This window comes from Streptomyces sp. NPDC043853 (assembly GCF_056436025.1).
In genome coordinates this window covers 142181-158204 of record NZ_JBWKDJ010000002.1, presented here as the reverse complement: position 1 = coordinate 158204, position 16024 = coordinate 142181, and the positions used below count along the sequence as shown (strand labels likewise).

General features: G+C 71.4%; 14 protein-coding genes. 13 read left to right on the top strand and 1 reads right to left on the bottom strand.

Features of this window, described 5'->3' with window-relative positions; translation table 11 throughout:
- The first annotated feature begins 22 nt into the window (after positions 1–22).
- The 9 genes from ftsW (at position 23) to AC067U_RS05945 (ending at position 8654) form a co-directional block, all read left to right on the top strand.
- Positions 23–1384: a putative lipid II flippase FtsW gene (ftsW, locus tag AC067U_RS05985; protein WP_478828427.1), complete on the top strand. Its 1362-nt coding sequence runs from the start codon at positions 23–25 to the stop codon at positions 1382–1384.
- A 6-nt stretch (positions 1385–1390) separates the two neighbouring features.
- Positions 1391–2485: an undecaprenyldiphospho-muramoylpentapeptide beta-N-acetylglucosaminyltransferase gene (murG, locus tag AC067U_RS05980; protein ID WP_478828426.1), complete on the top strand. Its 1095-nt coding sequence runs from the start codon at positions 1391–1393 to the stop codon at positions 2483–2485.
- A gap of 33 nt (positions 2486–2518) precedes the next feature.
- Positions 2519–3328 carry a cell division protein FtsQ/DivIB gene (locus tag AC067U_RS05975; RefSeq protein ID WP_478828425.1) on the top strand — a complete coding sequence of 270 codons (810 nt, stop codon included), beginning with the start codon at positions 2519–2521 and terminating at the stop codon, positions 3326–3328.
- Between the two features lie 279 nt (positions 3329–3607).
- Positions 3608–4816, top strand: a complete 1209-nt coding sequence (gene ftsZ / locus AC067U_RS05970; protein WP_478828424.1) for a cell division protein FtsZ — start codon at positions 3608–3610, stop codon at positions 4814–4816.
- Positions 4817–4833: 17 nt separating this feature from the next.
- A complete protein-coding gene (gene pgeF, locus AC067U_RS05965; protein WP_478828423.1) occupies positions 4834–5544 on the top strand; it encodes a peptidoglycan editing factor PgeF in 711 nt (236 codons plus the stop codon).
- Positions 5545–5547: 3 nt separating this feature from the next.
- The gene (locus tag AC067U_RS05960; RefSeq protein ID WP_478828422.1) at positions 5548–6267 is read left to right on the top strand and encodes a YggS family pyridoxal phosphate-dependent enzyme; all 720 of its coding nucleotides are present in this window, start codon (positions 5548–5550) and stop codon (positions 6265–6267) included.
- A gap of 149 nt (positions 6268–6416) precedes the next feature.
- Complete coding sequence (locus AC067U_RS05955; protein WP_478828421.1) at positions 6417–7031, top strand: cell division protein SepF; 615 nt, start codon at positions 6417–6419, stop codon at positions 7029–7031.
- 38 nt (positions 7032–7069) lie between these two features.
- Entirely contained in the window at positions 7070–7360 is a 291-nt protein-coding gene (locus AC067U_RS05950; protein WP_226739480.1) for a YggT family protein, read from the top strand.
- A 61-nt stretch (positions 7361–7421) separates the two neighbouring features.
- Positions 7422–8654 carry a DivIVA domain-containing protein gene (locus tag AC067U_RS05945; protein ID WP_478828420.1) on the top strand — a complete coding sequence of 411 codons (1233 nt, stop codon included), beginning with the start codon at positions 7422–7424 and terminating at the stop codon, positions 8652–8654.
- A 488-nt stretch (positions 8655–9142) separates the two neighbouring features.
- Here the strand turns inward: AC067U_RS05945 and ileS are convergent, their stop codons facing one another.
- On the bottom strand, positions 9143–12301 hold the full coding sequence (gene ileS, locus AC067U_RS05940; protein ID WP_478828419.1) for an isoleucine--tRNA ligase: 3159 nt from the start codon (positions 12299–12301) through the stop codon (positions 9143–9145).
- Between the two features lie 516 nt (positions 12302–12817).
- Here ileS and AC067U_RS05935 point away from each other — a divergent pair.
- The 4 genes from AC067U_RS05935 to AC067U_RS05920 all read left to right on the top strand — a co-directional run bounded on the left by AC067U_RS05935 (position 12818) and on the right by AC067U_RS05920 (position 15960).
- On the top strand, positions 12818–13744 hold the full coding sequence (locus tag AC067U_RS05935; protein ID WP_478828418.1) for a TraR/DksA family transcriptional regulator: 927 nt from the start codon (positions 12818–12820) through the stop codon (positions 13742–13744).
- A gap of 125 nt (positions 13745–13869) precedes the next feature.
- Positions 13870–14430, top strand: coding sequence for a signal peptidase II (gene lspA / locus AC067U_RS05930; RefSeq protein WP_478828417.1), 561 nt, complete (start codon positions 13870–13872; stop codon positions 14428–14430).
- A 94-nt stretch (positions 14431–14524) separates the two neighbouring features.
- Positions 14525–15466 (top strand): RluA family pseudouridine synthase, encoded by a 942-nt coding sequence (locus AC067U_RS05925; protein ID WP_478828416.1) that lies wholly within the window; start codon positions 14525–14527, stop codon positions 15464–15466.
- Entirely contained in the window at positions 15463–15960 is a 498-nt protein-coding gene (locus AC067U_RS05920) for a GNAT family N-acetyltransferase (protein WP_478828415.1), read from the top strand. Before AC067U_RS05925 ends, AC067U_RS05920 begins: the two co-directional genes overlap by 4 nt.
- The last annotated feature ends 64 nt before the right edge of the window (positions 15961–16024 follow it).

Below are 16024 nucleotides of genomic sequence, written 5' to 3'. Positions count from 1 at the left end.
CGAGTGGAGGGGAAGACGACAGATGCCGGCCAAGCAGATGCTGCCCGGACGACGGCCCGCCGCCGTCCGGGCGCAGGGGCGCAGACGTCCTTCGGTGACCGCCAAGGGCCCCGCGGGGCGCGGCCCGCTGGAGCGCGTCCGGCGCACCTACCGGCGGATGCGCCGGACTTGGGACCGGCCACTCACGGCGTACTACCTGATTTTCGGCAGTGCGCTGCTGATCACCGTGCTCGGGCTGGTGATGGTCTACAGCGCCTCCATGATCAAGGCGCTCCAGCTGGGCCTGTCCCCCTCGTACTTCTTCCAGAAGCAGTTCCTGGCCGCCGCGATCGGCGCCGGCCTGCTGCTGGCCGCCTCCCGGATGCCGGTCAAGCTGCACCGGGCGCTGGCCTACCCGGTGCTGGCCGCCACCGTCTTCCTGATGGTGCTCGTCCAGATCCCCGGGATAGGGGTCTCCATCCAGGGCAACCAGAACTGGATCTCCCTGGGCGGCCCGTTCATGCTGCAGCCCAGCGAGTTCGGCAAGCTGGCCCTGATCCTGTGGGGCGCCGACCTGCTGGCCCGCAAGGGCGACAAGGGCCTCCTCGTCCAGTGGAAGCACCTGCTGGTGCCGCTGGTGCCGGTGGCCTTCCTGCTGCTCGGACTGATCATGCTCGGCGGCGACATGGGCACCGCCATGATCCTCTGCGCCATCCTCTTCGGCCTGCTGTGGCTGGCCGGGGCCCCGACCCGGATGTTCGTCGGGGTACTGGCCGTCGCCGTGGTGATCGGAGCGGTCCTGATCAAGACCGCCCCGCACCGGATGGAGCGACTCTCCTGCATCGGCGCGACCGATCTCGGGCCGAAAGGTGAATGCTGGCAGGCCGTTCATGGAATCTTCGCCCTCGCGTCAGGCGGATGGTTCGGTTCCGGTCTCGGTGCCAGTGTGGAAAAATGGGGGGAACTACCCGAAGCACACAACGACTTCATCTTTGCCATCACCGGGGAGGAACTGGGGCTGGCGGGGACGCTGTCGGTCCTGGGTCTCTTCGCGGCTCTAGGCTATGCGGGTATCCGCGTGGCCGGACGCACGGAGGACCCCTTCGTGAGGTATGCCGCGGGAGGCGTGACCACCTGGATCACGGCCCAGGCCGTGATCAACATCGGCGCGGTGCTCGGTCTGCTGCCGATCGCCGGGGTCCCGCTCCCGCTGTTCTCCTACGGAGGGTCCGCCCTGCTGCCGACCATGTTCGCCGTCGGACTGCTCATCGCCTTCGCGCGGGAGGAGCCCGCGGCGCGCGCGGCGCTCGCGATGCGACAGCCGAGGTTCGGCTGGAAGCGGACCGGGCCGATCTGGAAGTCGATGAGACGGCGCGTCAAGAAGCGTCCGTCCGGAGAGCGGTGAATTTCGGTGCATGTCGTACTCGCCGGTGGGGGGACCGCCGGCCACATCGAGCCGGCCCTCGCCCTCGCGGATGCTCTGCGCAGGCAGGACCCGACCGTGGGGATCACCGCCCTCGGCACGGAGCGCGGCCTGGAGACCACCCTGGTCCCGGAGCGCGGCTACGACCTCGGCCTGATCCCGGCCGTACCGCTGCCCCGCAAGCCCACCCCCGAGCTGATCACCGTCCCCGGGCGGCTGCGCGGCACCATCAAGGCCGCCGAGCAGATCCTGGAACGCACCAAGGCCGACATCGTCGTCGGCTTCGGCGGGTACGTGGCCCTGCCCGGCTACCTGGCCGCCAAGCGGCTCGGCGTGCCGATCATCGTCCACGAGGCCAACGCGCGGCCCGGCCTGGCCAACAAGATCGGCTCCCGGTACGCGGCCGCGGTCGCCGTCTCCACGCCCGACAGCAAGCTCCGCAACGCCCGCTACGTCGGCATCCCGCTGCGCCGCGCCATCGCCACCCTCGACCGGGCCCAGGCCCGCCCCGAGGCGCGCGCGGCCTTCGGCCTCGACCCCAACCTGCCCACCCTCCTGGTCTCCGGCGGCTCGCAGGGAGCGCGCCGCCTCAACGAGGTCGTGCAGCAGATCGCCCCGGCCCTCCAGCGCTCCGGGGTCCAGATCCTCCACGCGGTCGGCCCGAAGAACGAACTGCCGCGCGTGGACAACATGCCCGGAATGCCGCCCTACGTCCCGGTACCGTACTTGGACCGGATGGATCTCGCGTACGCCGCCGCCGACATGATGCTGTGCCGCGCGGGGGCGATGACCGTCGCCGAGCTGTCCGCCGTCGGGCTGCCCGCCGCCTACGTCCCGCTGCCGATCGGCAACGGCGAACAGCGGCTCAACGCCCAGCCGGTGGTCAAGGCCGGCGGCGGTCTGCTGGTGGACGACGCCGAACTGACCCCCGAGTGGGTCCAGGGCAACGTCCTCCCGGTGCTCGCCGATCCGCACCGGCTGTACGAGATGTCCCGCGCGGCCGCCGAGTTCGGCCGCCGGGACGCCGACGAACTGCTGGTCGCCATGGTGCACGAGGCCATCGCGGCGCACCGGACCCGCTGAGGCGGGAAAGCACAGACGCAGGAGGCACCGCACGTGGCCGGACCGACGAAGCAGTCGAAGGCGCCGCGGCCGGCGAGAACGCCGCAGCCGCAGCAGCCGCAGCAGTCCGGCCCCGCCCCCCAGGGCCCCGGCGCGGGACGCCTCCGCCGGGGCCCCGCGCTGGCCGCCCTGGCCGCCGCCGTGCTGCTCGCCGGCGGCGGCAGCTGGGTGCTGTACGGCTCGGACTGGCTGCGGGTGGAGAAGGTCACCACCGCCGGCACCGCCGTGCTCACCCCGGAGCAGGTCCTCCGGGCGGCCGCCGTACCCGTCGGGGCCCCGCTCGCCACCGTGGACACGGACGAGATCGCGGCCCGGCTGCGCGGGCGGCTGCCCCGTATCGAATCGGTCGACGTGGTGCGCTCCTGGCCGCACGGGATCGTACTGAAGGTCACCGAGCGCAAACCCGTCCTGCTCGTCCGGAAGGACGCCAAGTTCGTCGAAGTGGACGCTTCGGGCGTGCGGTTCGACACGGTGGCGAAAGCCCCCGCCGGAGTGCCCGTTCTGGAGCTGAACGCGAGCAACTCGCCCAGTCTGCGCCGGTTTGACGAGGAACGGTTGCTGCACGAGGCGGTGGGCGTCGCCGGGGACCTCCCCGAAGCCGTGGCGAAGGAGACCCTCCGGATCCGGGTGGCCTCGTACGACTCCGTGGAACTGGAGTTGAGCCGGGACCGCACGGTGGCCTGGGGCAGCGCCGAACAGGGACCGGCGAAGGCCCGTGCGCTGACGGCGCTGTTGAAGGCCGCGCCCAGGGCCGGACACTTCGACGTGAGCGCTCCCACGGCGCCCGCGGTGGCCGGGAGTTGACGCGCGGTCGAACAGCGACGCACCCTGGTTGGCCAGCGATATGGGTGATCACATAGGGTGAAAAGAAAAACGGGAGGTTCGGCGTGTTCGTTGAACACGCGCTACTTGTCGACTTAGTGTCCTGTTCGGAAGAGTCCAAGGAACAGACACAGTCTTAACCCTAAACTTCAGGGTTAGGGTTCGGGTCGGCGCGTTCGGACCGTCCCTTTTTCGGCATCAGTCGTCGCACCGCAGGCCCGCGAGGCGGCGACACGTAACTCGAGGCGAGAGGCCTTCGACGTGGCAGCACCGCAGAACTACCTCGCAGTCATCAAGGTCATCGGTGTCGGCGGCGGTGGTGTCAATGCCATCAACCGAATGATCGAGGTCGGTCTCAAGGGCGTCGAGTTCATCGCCATCAACACGGACGCCCAGGCGCTGTTGATGAGCGACGCCGACGTCAAGCTCGACGTCGGCCGTGAACTGACCCGGGGCCTCGGCGCCGGCGCCAACCCGGCAGTCGGTCGCAAGGCGGCAGAGGACCACCGTGAGGAGATCGAGGAGGTCCTCAAGGGGGCCGACATGGTCTTCGTCACCGCCGGCGAGGGCGGCGGCACCGGCACCGGCGGCGCGCCCGTCGTGGCGAACATCGCGCGCTCCCTGGGCGCCCTGACGATCGGTGTGGTCACCCGGCCGTTCACCTTCGAGGGCCGCCGTCGCGCCAACCAGGCGGAGGACGGCATCGCCGAGCTCCGCGAAGAGGTCGACACCCTCATCGTCATCCCGAACGACCGCCTGCTGTCCATCTCGGACCGCCAGGTCTCGGTGCTCGACGCCTTCAAGTCGGCCGACCAGGTGCTGCTGAGCGGTGTGCAGGGCATCACCGACCTCATCACCACCCCCGGTCTGATCAACCTGGACTTCGCCGACGTCAAGTCCGTGATGTCCGAAGCCGGATCGGCGCTCATGGGCATCGGCTCCGCCCGCGGCGACGACCGCGCGGTGGCCGCCGCCGAGATGGCGATCTCCTCGCCGCTCCTGGAGGCGTCCATCGACGGCGCCCGCGGGGTCCTGCTCTCCATCTCCGGCGGTTCCGACCTCGGTCTCTTCGAGATCAACGAGGCCGCCCAGCTGGTCAGCGAGGCAGCCCACCCCGAGGCGAACATCATCTTCGGCGCCGTCATCGACGACGCGCTGGGCGACGAGGTGCGGGTCACCGTCATCGCCGCCGGGTTCGACGGGGGCCAGCCCCCCGCCCGCCGGGACAACGTGATCGGCGCCGCCTCCACCAAGCGCGAGGAGCCCCCGGCCCCGGTCAGCCGGCCCGAGCCGGTCCGCCCGTCCTTCGGCGGCCTCGGTACGGTCACCCCGCGCGAGGAGCCCCCGGCGCCGGTCGAGCCGGCCCCGGTGAGCGAGATCCCGCAGACCCCGGTCGCGCCCCCGACGGTCCCGCGTCCCTACCAGGACAGCCCGGCCGAGGAACTGGACGTTCCGGACTTCTTGAAGTGACGATAGGGCAGCACACCGTGAGCGGCGCCCACTTCGCCTTCACCGACCGGTGGGGCGGGGTGAGCGCCGTTCCGTACGAGGAGCTCAACCTCGGCGGCGCCGTCGGCGACGACCCGGCCGCCGTACGGGAGAACAGGGCGCGGGCCGCCCGGACCCTGGGCGTCGACCCGGGCCAGGTGGTCTGGATGAACCAGGTGCACGGCCGCGATGTGGCCGTGGTGGACGGACCTTGGGGAGATCCGGCACGGATTCCCGCCGTGGACGCGGTGGTGACCGCCCGCCGGGGGCTCGCCCTCGCGGTCCTCACCGCCGACTGCGTCCCGGTCCTGCTGGCCGACCCGGTCGCCGGGGTCGTCGCCGCGGCGCACGCGGGCCGGCCCGGCCTGGTCGCCGGGGTGGTGCCGGCCGCGGTCGAGGCGATGACCGCGCTCGGCGCGGACCCCTCCCGGCTGGTCGCCCGTACCGGACCCGCCGTCTGCGGGCGGTGCTACGAGGTGCCGGCCGAGATGCGGGACGCGGTCGCCGAGCTGGTGCCGGCCGCCCACTCCGAGACCAGCTGGGGCACTCCCGCGGTCGACGTGGTGGCCGGAGTGCACGCCCAGCTCGCCGAGCTGGGGGTGACGGACGCTCAGCGGTCCCCGGTCTGCACACTGGAATCGCGCGACCACTTCTCGTACCGCCGCGACCGGGTGACCGGCCGGCTCGCCGGATATGTCTGGTTGGACTGAGGAATGACAGATCGCAAGGCCGAGCTCGCCACCAACCTGGCGCGGGTGGAGGAACGAATCTCCGCCGCCTGCGCCGCCGCCGGGCGGAAGCGGGAGGAAGTGACCCTCATCGTGGTCACCAAGACCTACCCCGCGAGCGACGTACGCCTCCTGGCGGAACTGGGTGTCCGTCACGTGGCCGAGAACCGCGACCAGGAGGCCGGCCCGAAGGCCCTGGTCTGTGCGGATCTGCCGCTCACCTGGCATTTCGTCGGCCAGTTGCAGACGAACAAAGTCCGCTCCGTGGCCGGATACGCGCATCTGGTGCAGTCCGTCGACCGGCCCCGGCTGGTGTCCGCGCTCTCGGCGGCCGCCGTCAAGGCGGAGCGGGAGCTCGGCTGCCTGGTGCAGATCGCCCTCGACGCGGAGTCGGGGGAGCGCGGGGAGCGGGGCGGCGCGGCGCCGGAGCAGCTGGCCGAGTTGGCCGGGCTCATCGAGGAGGCCCCGGGGCTGCGGCTGGCCGGGCTGATGACGGTGGCTCCGCTGGCCGGCCGCTACGCGGGGCGCGAACAGGCCGCTTTCGAGCGGCTGGTGGAATTGTCAAGCGGCCTGCGCAGGGCCCATCCGGCTGCAACGATGGTCTCGGCCGGGATGAGCGCCGATCTGGAGCAGGCCGTCGCCGCCGGGGCGACACACGTACGCGTCGGCACTGCGGTACTCGGCGGGAGACCCCGGCTCGGGTAACGTCGCGAAGAAAGTCGGACCACAGCAGAAAATATGGTCATTACCGCTGATGGGCGGGCGGACCACGTGGATCGCGGGCAGTTGGTGACGAGTGTGACACTGCGAGATTTGTCGGTGGGCGATCCACCACAGAGCGGAGGACTCAGAGAATGGCCGGCGCAATGCGCAAGATGGCGGTCTACCTCGGCCTCGTGGAGGACGACCGGTACGACAACCCGGGTTACGACCCCGATGACGAGTTCGAGCCCGAGCCGGAGCTGGCGCCCCGGGAGCGGGACCGCCGGGATCCGCCGGCGCACCAACCGCCCGTAAGGGACGAACCGGTACGCATGGCACAGCCGCCGGCTCCACGCGAACCTATCCCATTGCCGGTTGAAAGCGGACGACCCGCCCGAATCGCCCCCGTGGCATCCATCACACCCGAACGCTCGAACATGGAGAAGAACGCCCCCGTGATCATGCCCAAGGTCGTCTCCGAGCGGGAGCCGTACCGCATCACGACGCTGCACCCCCGGACCTACAACGAGGCCCGTACCATCGGGGAACACTTCCGTGAGGGCACCCCGGTGATCATGAACCTGACCGAGATGGACGACACTGACGCCAAGCGTCTGGTCGACTTCGCGGCCGGTCTCGTGTTCGGTCTGCACGGCAGCATTGAACGCGTGACACAGAAGGTGTTCCTGCTGTCGCCTGCTAACGTCGATGTCACGGCGGAGGACAAGGCCCGCATTGCGGAGGGCGGGTTCTTCAACCAGAGCTAGACCGGACAGGCGAGAGCAAGGGGAGAGGGAAGCACGGGATGGGCGTCGCACTGCAGGTGGTCTATATCGCGCTGATGTGCTTCCTCATCGTGCTGATCTTCCGACTGGTCATGGACTACGTCTTCCAGTTCGCACGTTCATGGGAACCGGGGAAGGCGATGGTGGTCGTTCTCGAGGCCACCTACACTGTCACCGACCCACCGCTCAAGCTTCTGCGGCGATTCATCCCGCCGCTGCGTCTCGGGGGCGTGGCACTCGACCTGTCCTTCTTCGTGCTGATGATCATCGTCTACATCCTGATCAGCATCGTGAGCGGCTTCGCGAGATGAGAACGGACATGGACGACACGGGCCTGCCGACTGCCGACGACTACGTAGAGGTGAAGAAGACATGCCGCTGACCCCCGAGGACGTGCGGAACAAGCAGTTCACGACCGTCCGTCTCCGAGAAGGCTATGACGAGGACGAGGTCGATGCCTTCCTCGACGAGGTCGAGGCCGAACTGACCCGTCTGCTGCGTGAGAACGAGGATCTGCGCGCCAAGCTCGCCGCCGCGACGCGCGCCGCCGCCCAGAGCCAGCAGCAGGCGAACATGCGCAAGCCGGAGCCGCAGGACCAGCGCGGTCCGGGCGGACCCGTGCCCGCCGCCATATCCGGCCCGCCGGTCCAGCAGGGCCCGCCGCAGATGGGCCCGCCGCAGCTGCCGGGTGGCGCCCCGCAGCTTCCGGGTGGCGCTCCGCAGCTGCCGCCCGGCCCCGGTGGGCAGGGCCCGCAGGGTCCCGGTCCGATGGGCGGCCCCATGGGCGGCCCCATGCAGCAGCACCCGATGGGCGGCCCGAACCCGTCCATGGGCGGCCAGAACCCGCTCGGCCAGCAGATGCAGCCCATGGGCCAGCAGATGCAGCCGATGGGTCAGCCCATGGGGCAGCCGATGGGCCAGCCGATGGGTCAGCCCATGGGTATGCCTCCGCAGCAGCAGCCCCAGCTGCCGCCGCCCGGTCAGGGCCCCGGTGGCGACAGCGCCGCGCGTGTCCTCTCGCTCGCCCAGCAGACCGCCGACCAGGCGATCGCGGAGGCCCGCTCCGAGGCCAACAAGATCGTCGGCGAGGCGCGCAGCCGCGCCGAGGGCCTGGAGCGGGACGCCCGTGCCAAGGCCGACGCGCTGGAGCGGGACGCCCAGGAGAAGCACCGCGTCGCGATGGGCTCCCTGGAGTCCGCCCGCGCCACCCTGGAGCGCAAGGTCGAGGACCTGCGGGGCTTCGAGCGTGAGTACCGCACGCGTCTGAAGTCCTACCTGGAGTCGCAGCTGCGTCAGCTGGAGACCCAGGCGGACGACTCGCTGGCCCCGCCGCGGACCCCGGCGACCGCCTCGCTGCCGCCGAGCCCGGCGCCGTCGATGGCTCCGGCCGGTGCGATGGGTCACTCCTCGCCGATGCCGTCGCCGATGTCCTCGCCGATGTCGGGCGGTCCGTCGCCCATGTCGGGCGGCCCGTCCTACGGCGGCCAGCAGCAGATGTCTCCGGCGATGACCCAGCCGATGGCTCCGGTGCGGCCGGCCGCGCCGCAGCCGATGCAGGCGCCGTCGCCGATGCGGGGCTTCCTGATCGACGAGGACGACAACTAGTCGCGCCGCCGTCGGCAGCCTCTACGGGCCGGGCCCGGACCCCCTCACGGGGATCCGGGCCCGGCCCGATTCCGTCGTACCGGGCGGTGCCGGTGCCGCCGGTGCCGCTGCGCGGAGCGTTTCCCCTCCCCGCCCTCCCCCAGACTCCGTCCGGGGGGACCCCCATCCCGAAACCGGGGGCTTTGCCCCCAGCCCCCGGGGGCTTTGCCCCCAGCCCCCCCGGGGGCTTTGCCCCCAGCCCCCGGGGGGCTTGCCCCCAGGGGCGCGGGGAACTGCGCGACCGGCCACAGCGGTGCCGCAGGCCCGTGGCAACCGATCCGCCCCGGACAGGGGGCGGGGTCCGGGGCCGCAGGCCACGGGTTCGGGAAGGGGCGGGGTGGGGAAAAGGGAACGGCGCCCCCGGAGGGGCGCCGTTGCGGGTGGGCCCGGGCCGGCCCGGAGCGGGGCTCCGTCCTGCGGAGTCCCGAAGGCGGGGCCCGGCCCGGGGGCTACGCCTTGCGGAGGCGGAAGGTCAGGCCCAGGGACTCGTCCGTGAACGGGTCACCGTACGTGGCATCGGCGTCACCGGACGCGTAGTCCGCGGCCAGGACCTCGTCCGCGATCAGCGCCGCGTGGTCCGTCAGCGCCGTCACGACCTCCTGGTCCGCGGAGGACCAGCGGAGCGCGATGCGGTCCGCCACGTCCAGGCCGGAGTTCTTCCGGGCCTCCTGGATCAGCCGGATCGCGTCACGGGCCAGGCCCGCCAGCTTCAGCTCCGGGGTGATCTCCAGGTCCAGCGCGACCGTCGCGCCCGAGTCCGAGGCCACCGACCAGCCCTCGCGCGGGGTCTCCGTGATGATCACTTCCTCGGGGGTGAGGGTGACCGTCTCGCCGTTGACCTCGACCGTCGCCTCGCCGGAGCGCAGCGCCAGGGACAGCGCCGCGGCGTCGGCCGCGGCGACCGCCTTCGCCACGTCCTGCACGCCCTTGCCGAACCGCTTGCCCAGCGCCCGGAAGTTCGCCTTCGCCGTGGTGTCCACCAGCGAGCCGCCGACCTCCGACAGGGAGGCCAGGGAGGAGACGTTCAGCTCCTCCGTGATCTGCGCCTGCAGCTCCGCCGACAGCTCGGCGAAGCCCGCGGCGGCGACCAGCGCCCGCGACAGCGGCTGGCGGGTCTTGACGCCGGACTCGGCACGCGTGGCGCGACCCAGCTCGACCAGCCGCCGGACCAGCAGCATCTGCCGCGACAGCACCGGGTCCACCAGCGCCGCGTCGGCCTCCGGCCAGGAGGTCAGGTGCACCGACTCCGGGGCGTCCGAGGTCACCGGGACGACCATGTCCTGCCAGACCCGCTCGGTGATGAACGGGGTCAGCGGGGCCATCAGGCGGGTCACCGTCTCGACCACGTCGTGCAGCGTCCGCAGCGCCGCCGCGTCGCCCTGCCAGAACCGGCGGCGCGACCGGCGCACGTACCAGTTCGACAGGTCGTCCACGAAGGCCGACAGCAGCTTGCCGGCGCGCTGGGTGTCGTACGCCTCCATCGCCTCGGTGACGTCCCCGACCAGCGCGTGCAGCTCGGAGAGCAGCCACCGGTCGAGCACCGTGCGCTCGGCCGGGGCCGGATCGGCCGCCGACGGCGCCCAGTTGGAGGTGCGCGCGTACAGGGCCTGGAAGGCCACCGTGTTCCAGTAGGTGAGGAGCGTCTTGCGGACGACCTCCTGGATGGTGCCGTGGCCGACCCGGCGCGCCGCCCACGGCGAACCGCCGGCCGCCATGAACCACCGCACCGCGTCCGCGCCGTGCTGGTCCATCAGCGGGATCGGCTGCAGGATGTTGCCCAGGTGCTTGGACATCTTGCGGCCGTCCTCGGCGAGGATGTGGCCCAGGCAGACCACGTTCTCGTACGAGGACTTGTCGAAGACCAGCGTGCCGACGGCCATCAGCGTGTAGAACCAGCCGCGGGTCTGGTCGATCGCCTCGGAGATGAACTGCGCCGGGTAGCGCTTCTCGAACAGCTCCTTGTTCTTGTACGGGTAGCCCCACTGCGCGAACGGCATGGAGCCCGAGTCGTACCAGGCGTCGATGACCTCGGGCACGCGCACCGCGGTGTGGGAGCAGCCCGCACCGGTGCAGGGGAAGGTGACCTCGTCGATGTACGGGCGGTGCGGGTCCAGGCCCGAGTGGTCCGCGCCGGACAGTTCCGACAGTTCGGCGCGGGAGCCGACGCAGGTCAGGTGGCCGTCCTCGCAGCGCCAGATCGGCAGCGGGGTGCCCCAGTACCGGTTCCGGGACAGCGCCCAGTCGATGTTGTTGTTCAGCCAGTCGCCGAAGCGGCCCTGCTTGACCGAGTCCGGGAACCAGTTGGTCTTCTCGTTCTCCCGCAGCATCGCGTCCTTGACGGCGGTGGTGCGGATGTACCACGACGGCTGCGCGTAGTAGAGCAGCGCGGTGTGGCAGCGCCAGCAGTGCGGGTAGCTGTGCTCGTAGGCGATGTGCTTGAACAGCAGGCCGCGGGCGTCGAGGTCGGCGGTGAGCTTCTCGTCGGCCTTCTTGAAGAAGATGCCGCCGACCAGCGGGACCTCCTCGGCGAAGGTGCCGTCGGGGCGGACCGGGTTCACCACGGGCAGGCCGTACGCGCGGCAGACCGCGAGGTCGTCGGCGCCGAAGGCCGGGGCCTGGTGGACCAGACCGGTGCCGTCCTCGGTGGTGACGTACTCGGCGTTGACCACGAAGTGGGCCGGGGCCTCGAAGGGGACCAGCTCGAAGGGGCGCCGGTAGGTCCAGCGCTCCATCTCCTTGCCGGTGAAGGTCTGGCCGGTGGCCTCCCAGCCCTCGCCGAGCGCCTTCTCCAGCAGCGGCGCCGCGACGACGATCTTCTCGGACTCCTCGTCGCCGGCACGGCGCGCCACGACGTAGGTGACCTCGGGGTGGGCCGCGACGGCGGTGTTGGACACCAGGGTCCACGGGGTGGTCGTCCACACCAGGAGTGCCGCCTCGCCCGCGAGCGGGCCGGAGGTCAGCGGGAAGCGGACGTAGACGGACGGGTCGACGACGGTCTCGTAGCCCTGGGCCAGCTCGTGGTCGGAGAGACCGGTGCCGCAGCGCGGGCACCAGGGGGCGACCCGGTGGTCCTGGACCAGCAGGCCCTTGTTGAAGATCTCCTTCAGCGACCACCAGACGGACTCGACGTACTCCGGGTCCATGGTCCGGTAGGCGTCGTCCAGGTCCACCCAGTAGCCCATCCGGGTGGTGAGCTCGGCGAACGCGTCGGTGTGGCGGGTCACGGACTCGCGGCACTTGGCGTTGAACTCGGCGATGCCGTACGCCTCGATGTCCTGCTTGCCGTTGAAGCCGAGCTCCTTCTCGACGGCGAGCTCGACCGGCAGGCCGTGGCAGTCCCAGCCGGCCTTGCGGGCCACGTGGTAGCCGCGCATGGTGCGGAAACGGGGGAAGACGTCCTTGAAGACGCGGGCCTCGATGTGGTGGGCGCCGGGCATGCCGTTGGCGGTCGGCGGGCCCTCGTAGAAGACCCACTCGGGGCGTCCCTCGGACTGCTCCAGGGTCTTGGCGAAGGTCTTGTTCTCGTGCCAGAAGTCGAGGACTGCGTGCTCCAGGGCGGGCAGGTCGACCTGGGCGGGTACCGGGCGGTACTGCTGCGGGTTCGTCATGGGGCTCTTCGTCTTCCTCCGGCGGGCTTGTTCTCTCCGACCGGAGGGACGAGAGCGCTCGGCTCCCGCGGTACCACCCTCCTTGGCCGCCGGACGGGTCCGGTGGCCCCCTCATTGGGGTGCGAAGCCGGTTCTACTGGCCCGGGCCGGGGCCCTGGCGTTCTTCCGGCGGCTCCGGGGTGATCCTTCACGACGCGCTCGCCCCCGGGCTCTCACCGTCCCCGGGTCGCTCCTGGCTGCGTACGACGCTACTCGTCCCCATCCATGCCTTTCGCTGGGCCCAGTGTAAGGGCCGGGGGGCGGGTCGGCAGACCGGTTTACGGTGACCCGAATGGGCCGATGCGCCCGAATGGTCTCTGTGTGCGGGCGAGTGGCGGAATACCTGGCCCGGAGCTGGGCACAACGGATGCAGGTTGCTCTTGGCGGGCGCGTGCCCCGTTGCCGCGGGGGTGGAGTCGATTTATCGTCCCAGCACGATTTGCGTGCCAGATCACCATATGTAAAGGGGCCGCAGCCATGGTGGCGAAGAAGCAGGCGGTGGCCGCGACTGCGGCCGAGGACCCGGCCCCCGGGACGAAGGAGGCCGCCGACAAGGCTCCGGTGAGGAAGGCCTCAGCGAAATCCGCAGTGGAATCCGATGCGAAATCCGATGCGAAATCCCCCGCGAAAGCCGCCGCCGGGAAGACGGTGGCGGTCGACGGGGCCGTGGCCGGGAAGGCCGTGGCGAAGAAGTCCGTGGCCAAGAAGTCCGTGGCCAAGAAGCCCGCGGCGAAGAAGTCCGCGGCCGGCGGCGCGGCGAAGAAGACCGGGTCCACCGCGGCCCCGGCGAGGAAGAGCAGCGCCAGCAGGACGACCGCGAAGAAGGTCACGGCCCCGACCGGTGCCGCGGCCGAGGGGGCGGCACAGGCCGCGGAAGAGACGGGAGCCGGACCAGTGGTTGCCAAGAAGAGCACGGGCACGAGCAAGGCCAGGAAGACCGCCACGGCGGCCACCAGCGGGCTGCCCAAGAGCCGCCCGGCGGCGGCCGGGGCCGGGGCCGCCGCGCCCGGCGAGCTCGCGGTACGCCCCGGCGAGGAGCCCTGGACCCCTGCCGAGGTCACGGAGGCCCGTACGGAGCTGGAGACGGAGGTGCTGCGGCTGCGGGCCGAGCTGGAGGCCTCCGAGCTGGCCATCACCGGCCTGATGCGGGACGGCGGCGCCGGAGCCGGCGACGACGAGGCCGACACCGGCAGCAAGAACATCACGCGCGAGCACGAGATCGCCCTCGCGTCGAACGCCCGCGAGATGCTGGAGCAGACCGAGCGCGCCCTGGACCGCCTGGCGGCCGGCACCTACGGCGTCTGTGAGAACTGCGGGAACCCCATCGGCAAGGCCAGGATGCAGGCGTTCCCGCGGGCCACCCTGTGCGTGGAGTGCAAGGCCAAGCAGGAGCGGCGGCATTAGGCGGCGGCATGGCCGCGGCGTGAGGCGGCGGTGCCGGGAAGGATCCGTGGCGGACCTGGGACCTCCGTCCCGCGCGTGCCTGACGTACTCTCGTCACAGTTGTCGAGCGAGTTCGAGGGACGCACGTGGCAGAGGCGGAGCGCATCATCGGTACGCCGGAGGTCGGGGACGACACGCAGCCGGAGCCCGTGCAGCCCAAGGGGCGGCGGCGGATCACGGCGCTGCTCGTCGTGGCCGTGCTCGCGTATCTGCTCGACCTCGGCAGCAAGATGCTGGTCGTGGCGAAGCTGGAGCACCAGGCGCCCATCAAGATCGTCGGCGATCTGCTGAAGTTCGAGGCGATCCGGAACCCCGGCGCCGCCTTCGGCTTCGGCGAGGCCTTCACGATCATCTTCACCATCATCGCGGCCACCGTGATCGTGGTGATCGTGCGGCTGGCCCGGAAGCTCTACAGCCTGCCCTGGGCCATCGCGCTCGGCCTGCTGCTCGGCGGTGCGCTGGGCAACCTCACCGACCGGATCTTCCGCTCGCCGGGCGTCTTCCGGGGGGCCGTCGTGGACTTCATCGCGCCCGCCCACTTCGCGGTGTTCAACCTCGCGGACTCGGCGATCGTGTGCGGCGGCATCCTGATCGTGCTGCTGTCCTTCCGGGGTCTGGACCCCGACGGCACGGTCCACAAGGACTGAGCGGGACCGCCCGGGGGCCCCTGCGGCCCCCGCGGGAACCGGGCGGAGGCGAGATCGAGAACGGGCCGCGACGCGCGTCCGGCATACTCGACGGGTGAGTACGATTCCCGAGATCCGCACCCTGCCCGTTCCCGACGGCCTCGAAGGCGAGCGCGTCGACGCCGCGATCGCCCGTATGTTCGGGTTCTCCCGGACCAAGGCGGCCGAGCTCGCCGCGGCCGGAAAGGTCGCGGTCGACGGCAGCGTCGTCGGGAAGTCCGAGCGGGTGCACGGCGGTGCCTGGCTCGAGGTCGAGATGCCCGCGCCGCCCCGCCCGGTCGAGATCGTCGCCGAGCCGGTCGAGGGCATGGAGATCGTCCACGACGACGAGGACATCGTCGTGATCATGAAGCCGGTGGGGGTCGCCGCGCACCCCAGCCCCGGCTGGACCGGCACCACCGTGATCGGCGGCCTGGCCGCCGCCGGGTACCGGATCTCCACCTCCGGCGCCGCCGAGCGCCAGGGCATCGTGCACCGCCTCGACGTCGGCACCTCCGGCCTGATGGTGGTGGCCAAGTCCGAGCGCGCGTACACCTCGCTGAAGAACCAGTTCCGCGAGCGGATCGTGGACAAGCGCTACCACGCCCTGGTCCAGGGCCACCCGGACCCGATGAGCGGCACCATCGACGCCCCCATCGGCCGCCACCCCAGTGCCGACTACAAGTGGGCCGTCACCTCCGAGGGCAAGCCCTCGGTCACCCACTACGACCTGATCGAGGCCTTCCGCGCCGCCTCCCTGCTGGACATCAAGCTGGAGACCGGCCGCACCCACCAGATCCGCGTGCACATGTCGGCGCACCGGCACCCCTGTGTGGGCGACCTCACCTACGGCGCCGACCCGACCATCGCCAAGCGCCTGAAGCTCACCCGCCAGTGGCTGCACGCGGTGCGGCTCGGCTTCGAGCACCCGGCGGACGGCCAGTGGGTGGAGTTCTCCAGCCACTACCCGGAGGACCTCCAGCACGCGCTGGACGTGATCCGCGCGGAGAGCGAATGACCTCCTCCGGGGAGCCGACGGCCGGCCCCGCCCCCGTGCCCTACGAGGTGCGGGTGGCCACCGGCGAGGCCGACCGGGCGGCCTGCTTCGCCGTCCGCACCGAGGTCTTCGTCCTCGAGCAGTCCGTGCCCGAGGAGATCGAGTACGACGTCTACGACGCGGACGCCGTGCACGTGCTGGCGACCGGACCGGACGGGCCCCTGGGCACCGGCCGGCTGCTGTACGGCCCGGCCGCCCTGGCCAAGACGGGCACGTCCGGAGTCGGCTCGCTCGGCCGGCTGGCCGTGCTGAAGTCCGCGCGGGGGCTCGGCGTGGGCGCGGCCCTGGTCCGGGCCCTGGAGGCGGAGGCGGTCCGGCTGGGGCTGACCGCCGTGGACCTCGGCGCGCAGACGCACGCGCTCGCCTTCTACGAGCGGCTCGGGTACGTGGCGTACGGCCCCGAGTTCGAGGACGCCGGCATGCCGCACCGGGCGATGCGGCGCACCCTGCCGTAACCGCGGAGCCCCGAACCGCGCTGTCCCGCACACCCCGCCTTACCTGATCGAATCCGGCATTCCT

Excerpts from the sequence above, each read along its gene's own strand:
- ftsW (WP_478828427.1), top strand. The coding sequence starts at position 23 with ATGCCGGCCAAGCAGATGCTGCCCGGACGACGGCCCGCCGCCGTCCGG.
- AC067U_RS05960 (WP_478828422.1), top strand. The coding sequence starts at position 5,548 with ATGACAGATCGCAAGGCCGAGCTCGCCACCAACCTGGCGCGGGTGGAG.
- AC067U_RS05955 (WP_478828421.1), top strand. The coding sequence starts at position 6,417 with ATGGCCGGCGCAATGCGCAAGATGGCGGTCTACCTCGGCCTCGTGGAG.
- AC067U_RS05950 (WP_226739480.1), top strand. The coding sequence starts at position 7,070 with ATGGGCGTCGCACTGCAGGTGGTCTATATCGCGCTGATGTGCTTCCTC.
- AC067U_RS05945 (WP_478828420.1), top strand. The coding sequence starts at position 7,422 with ATGCCGCTGACCCCCGAGGACGTGCGGAACAAGCAGTTCACGACCGTC.
- ileS (WP_478828419.1), bottom strand. The coding sequence starts at position 12,301 with ATGACGAACCCGCAGCAGTACCGCCCGGTACCCGCCCAGGTCGACCTG.
- AC067U_RS05935 (WP_478828418.1), top strand. The coding sequence starts at position 12,818 with ATGGTGGCGAAGAAGCAGGCGGTGGCCGCGACTGCGGCCGAGGACCCG.
- AC067U_RS05920 (WP_478828415.1), top strand. The coding sequence starts at position 15,463 with ATGACCTCCTCCGGGGAGCCGACGGCCGGCCCCGCCCCCGTGCCCTAC.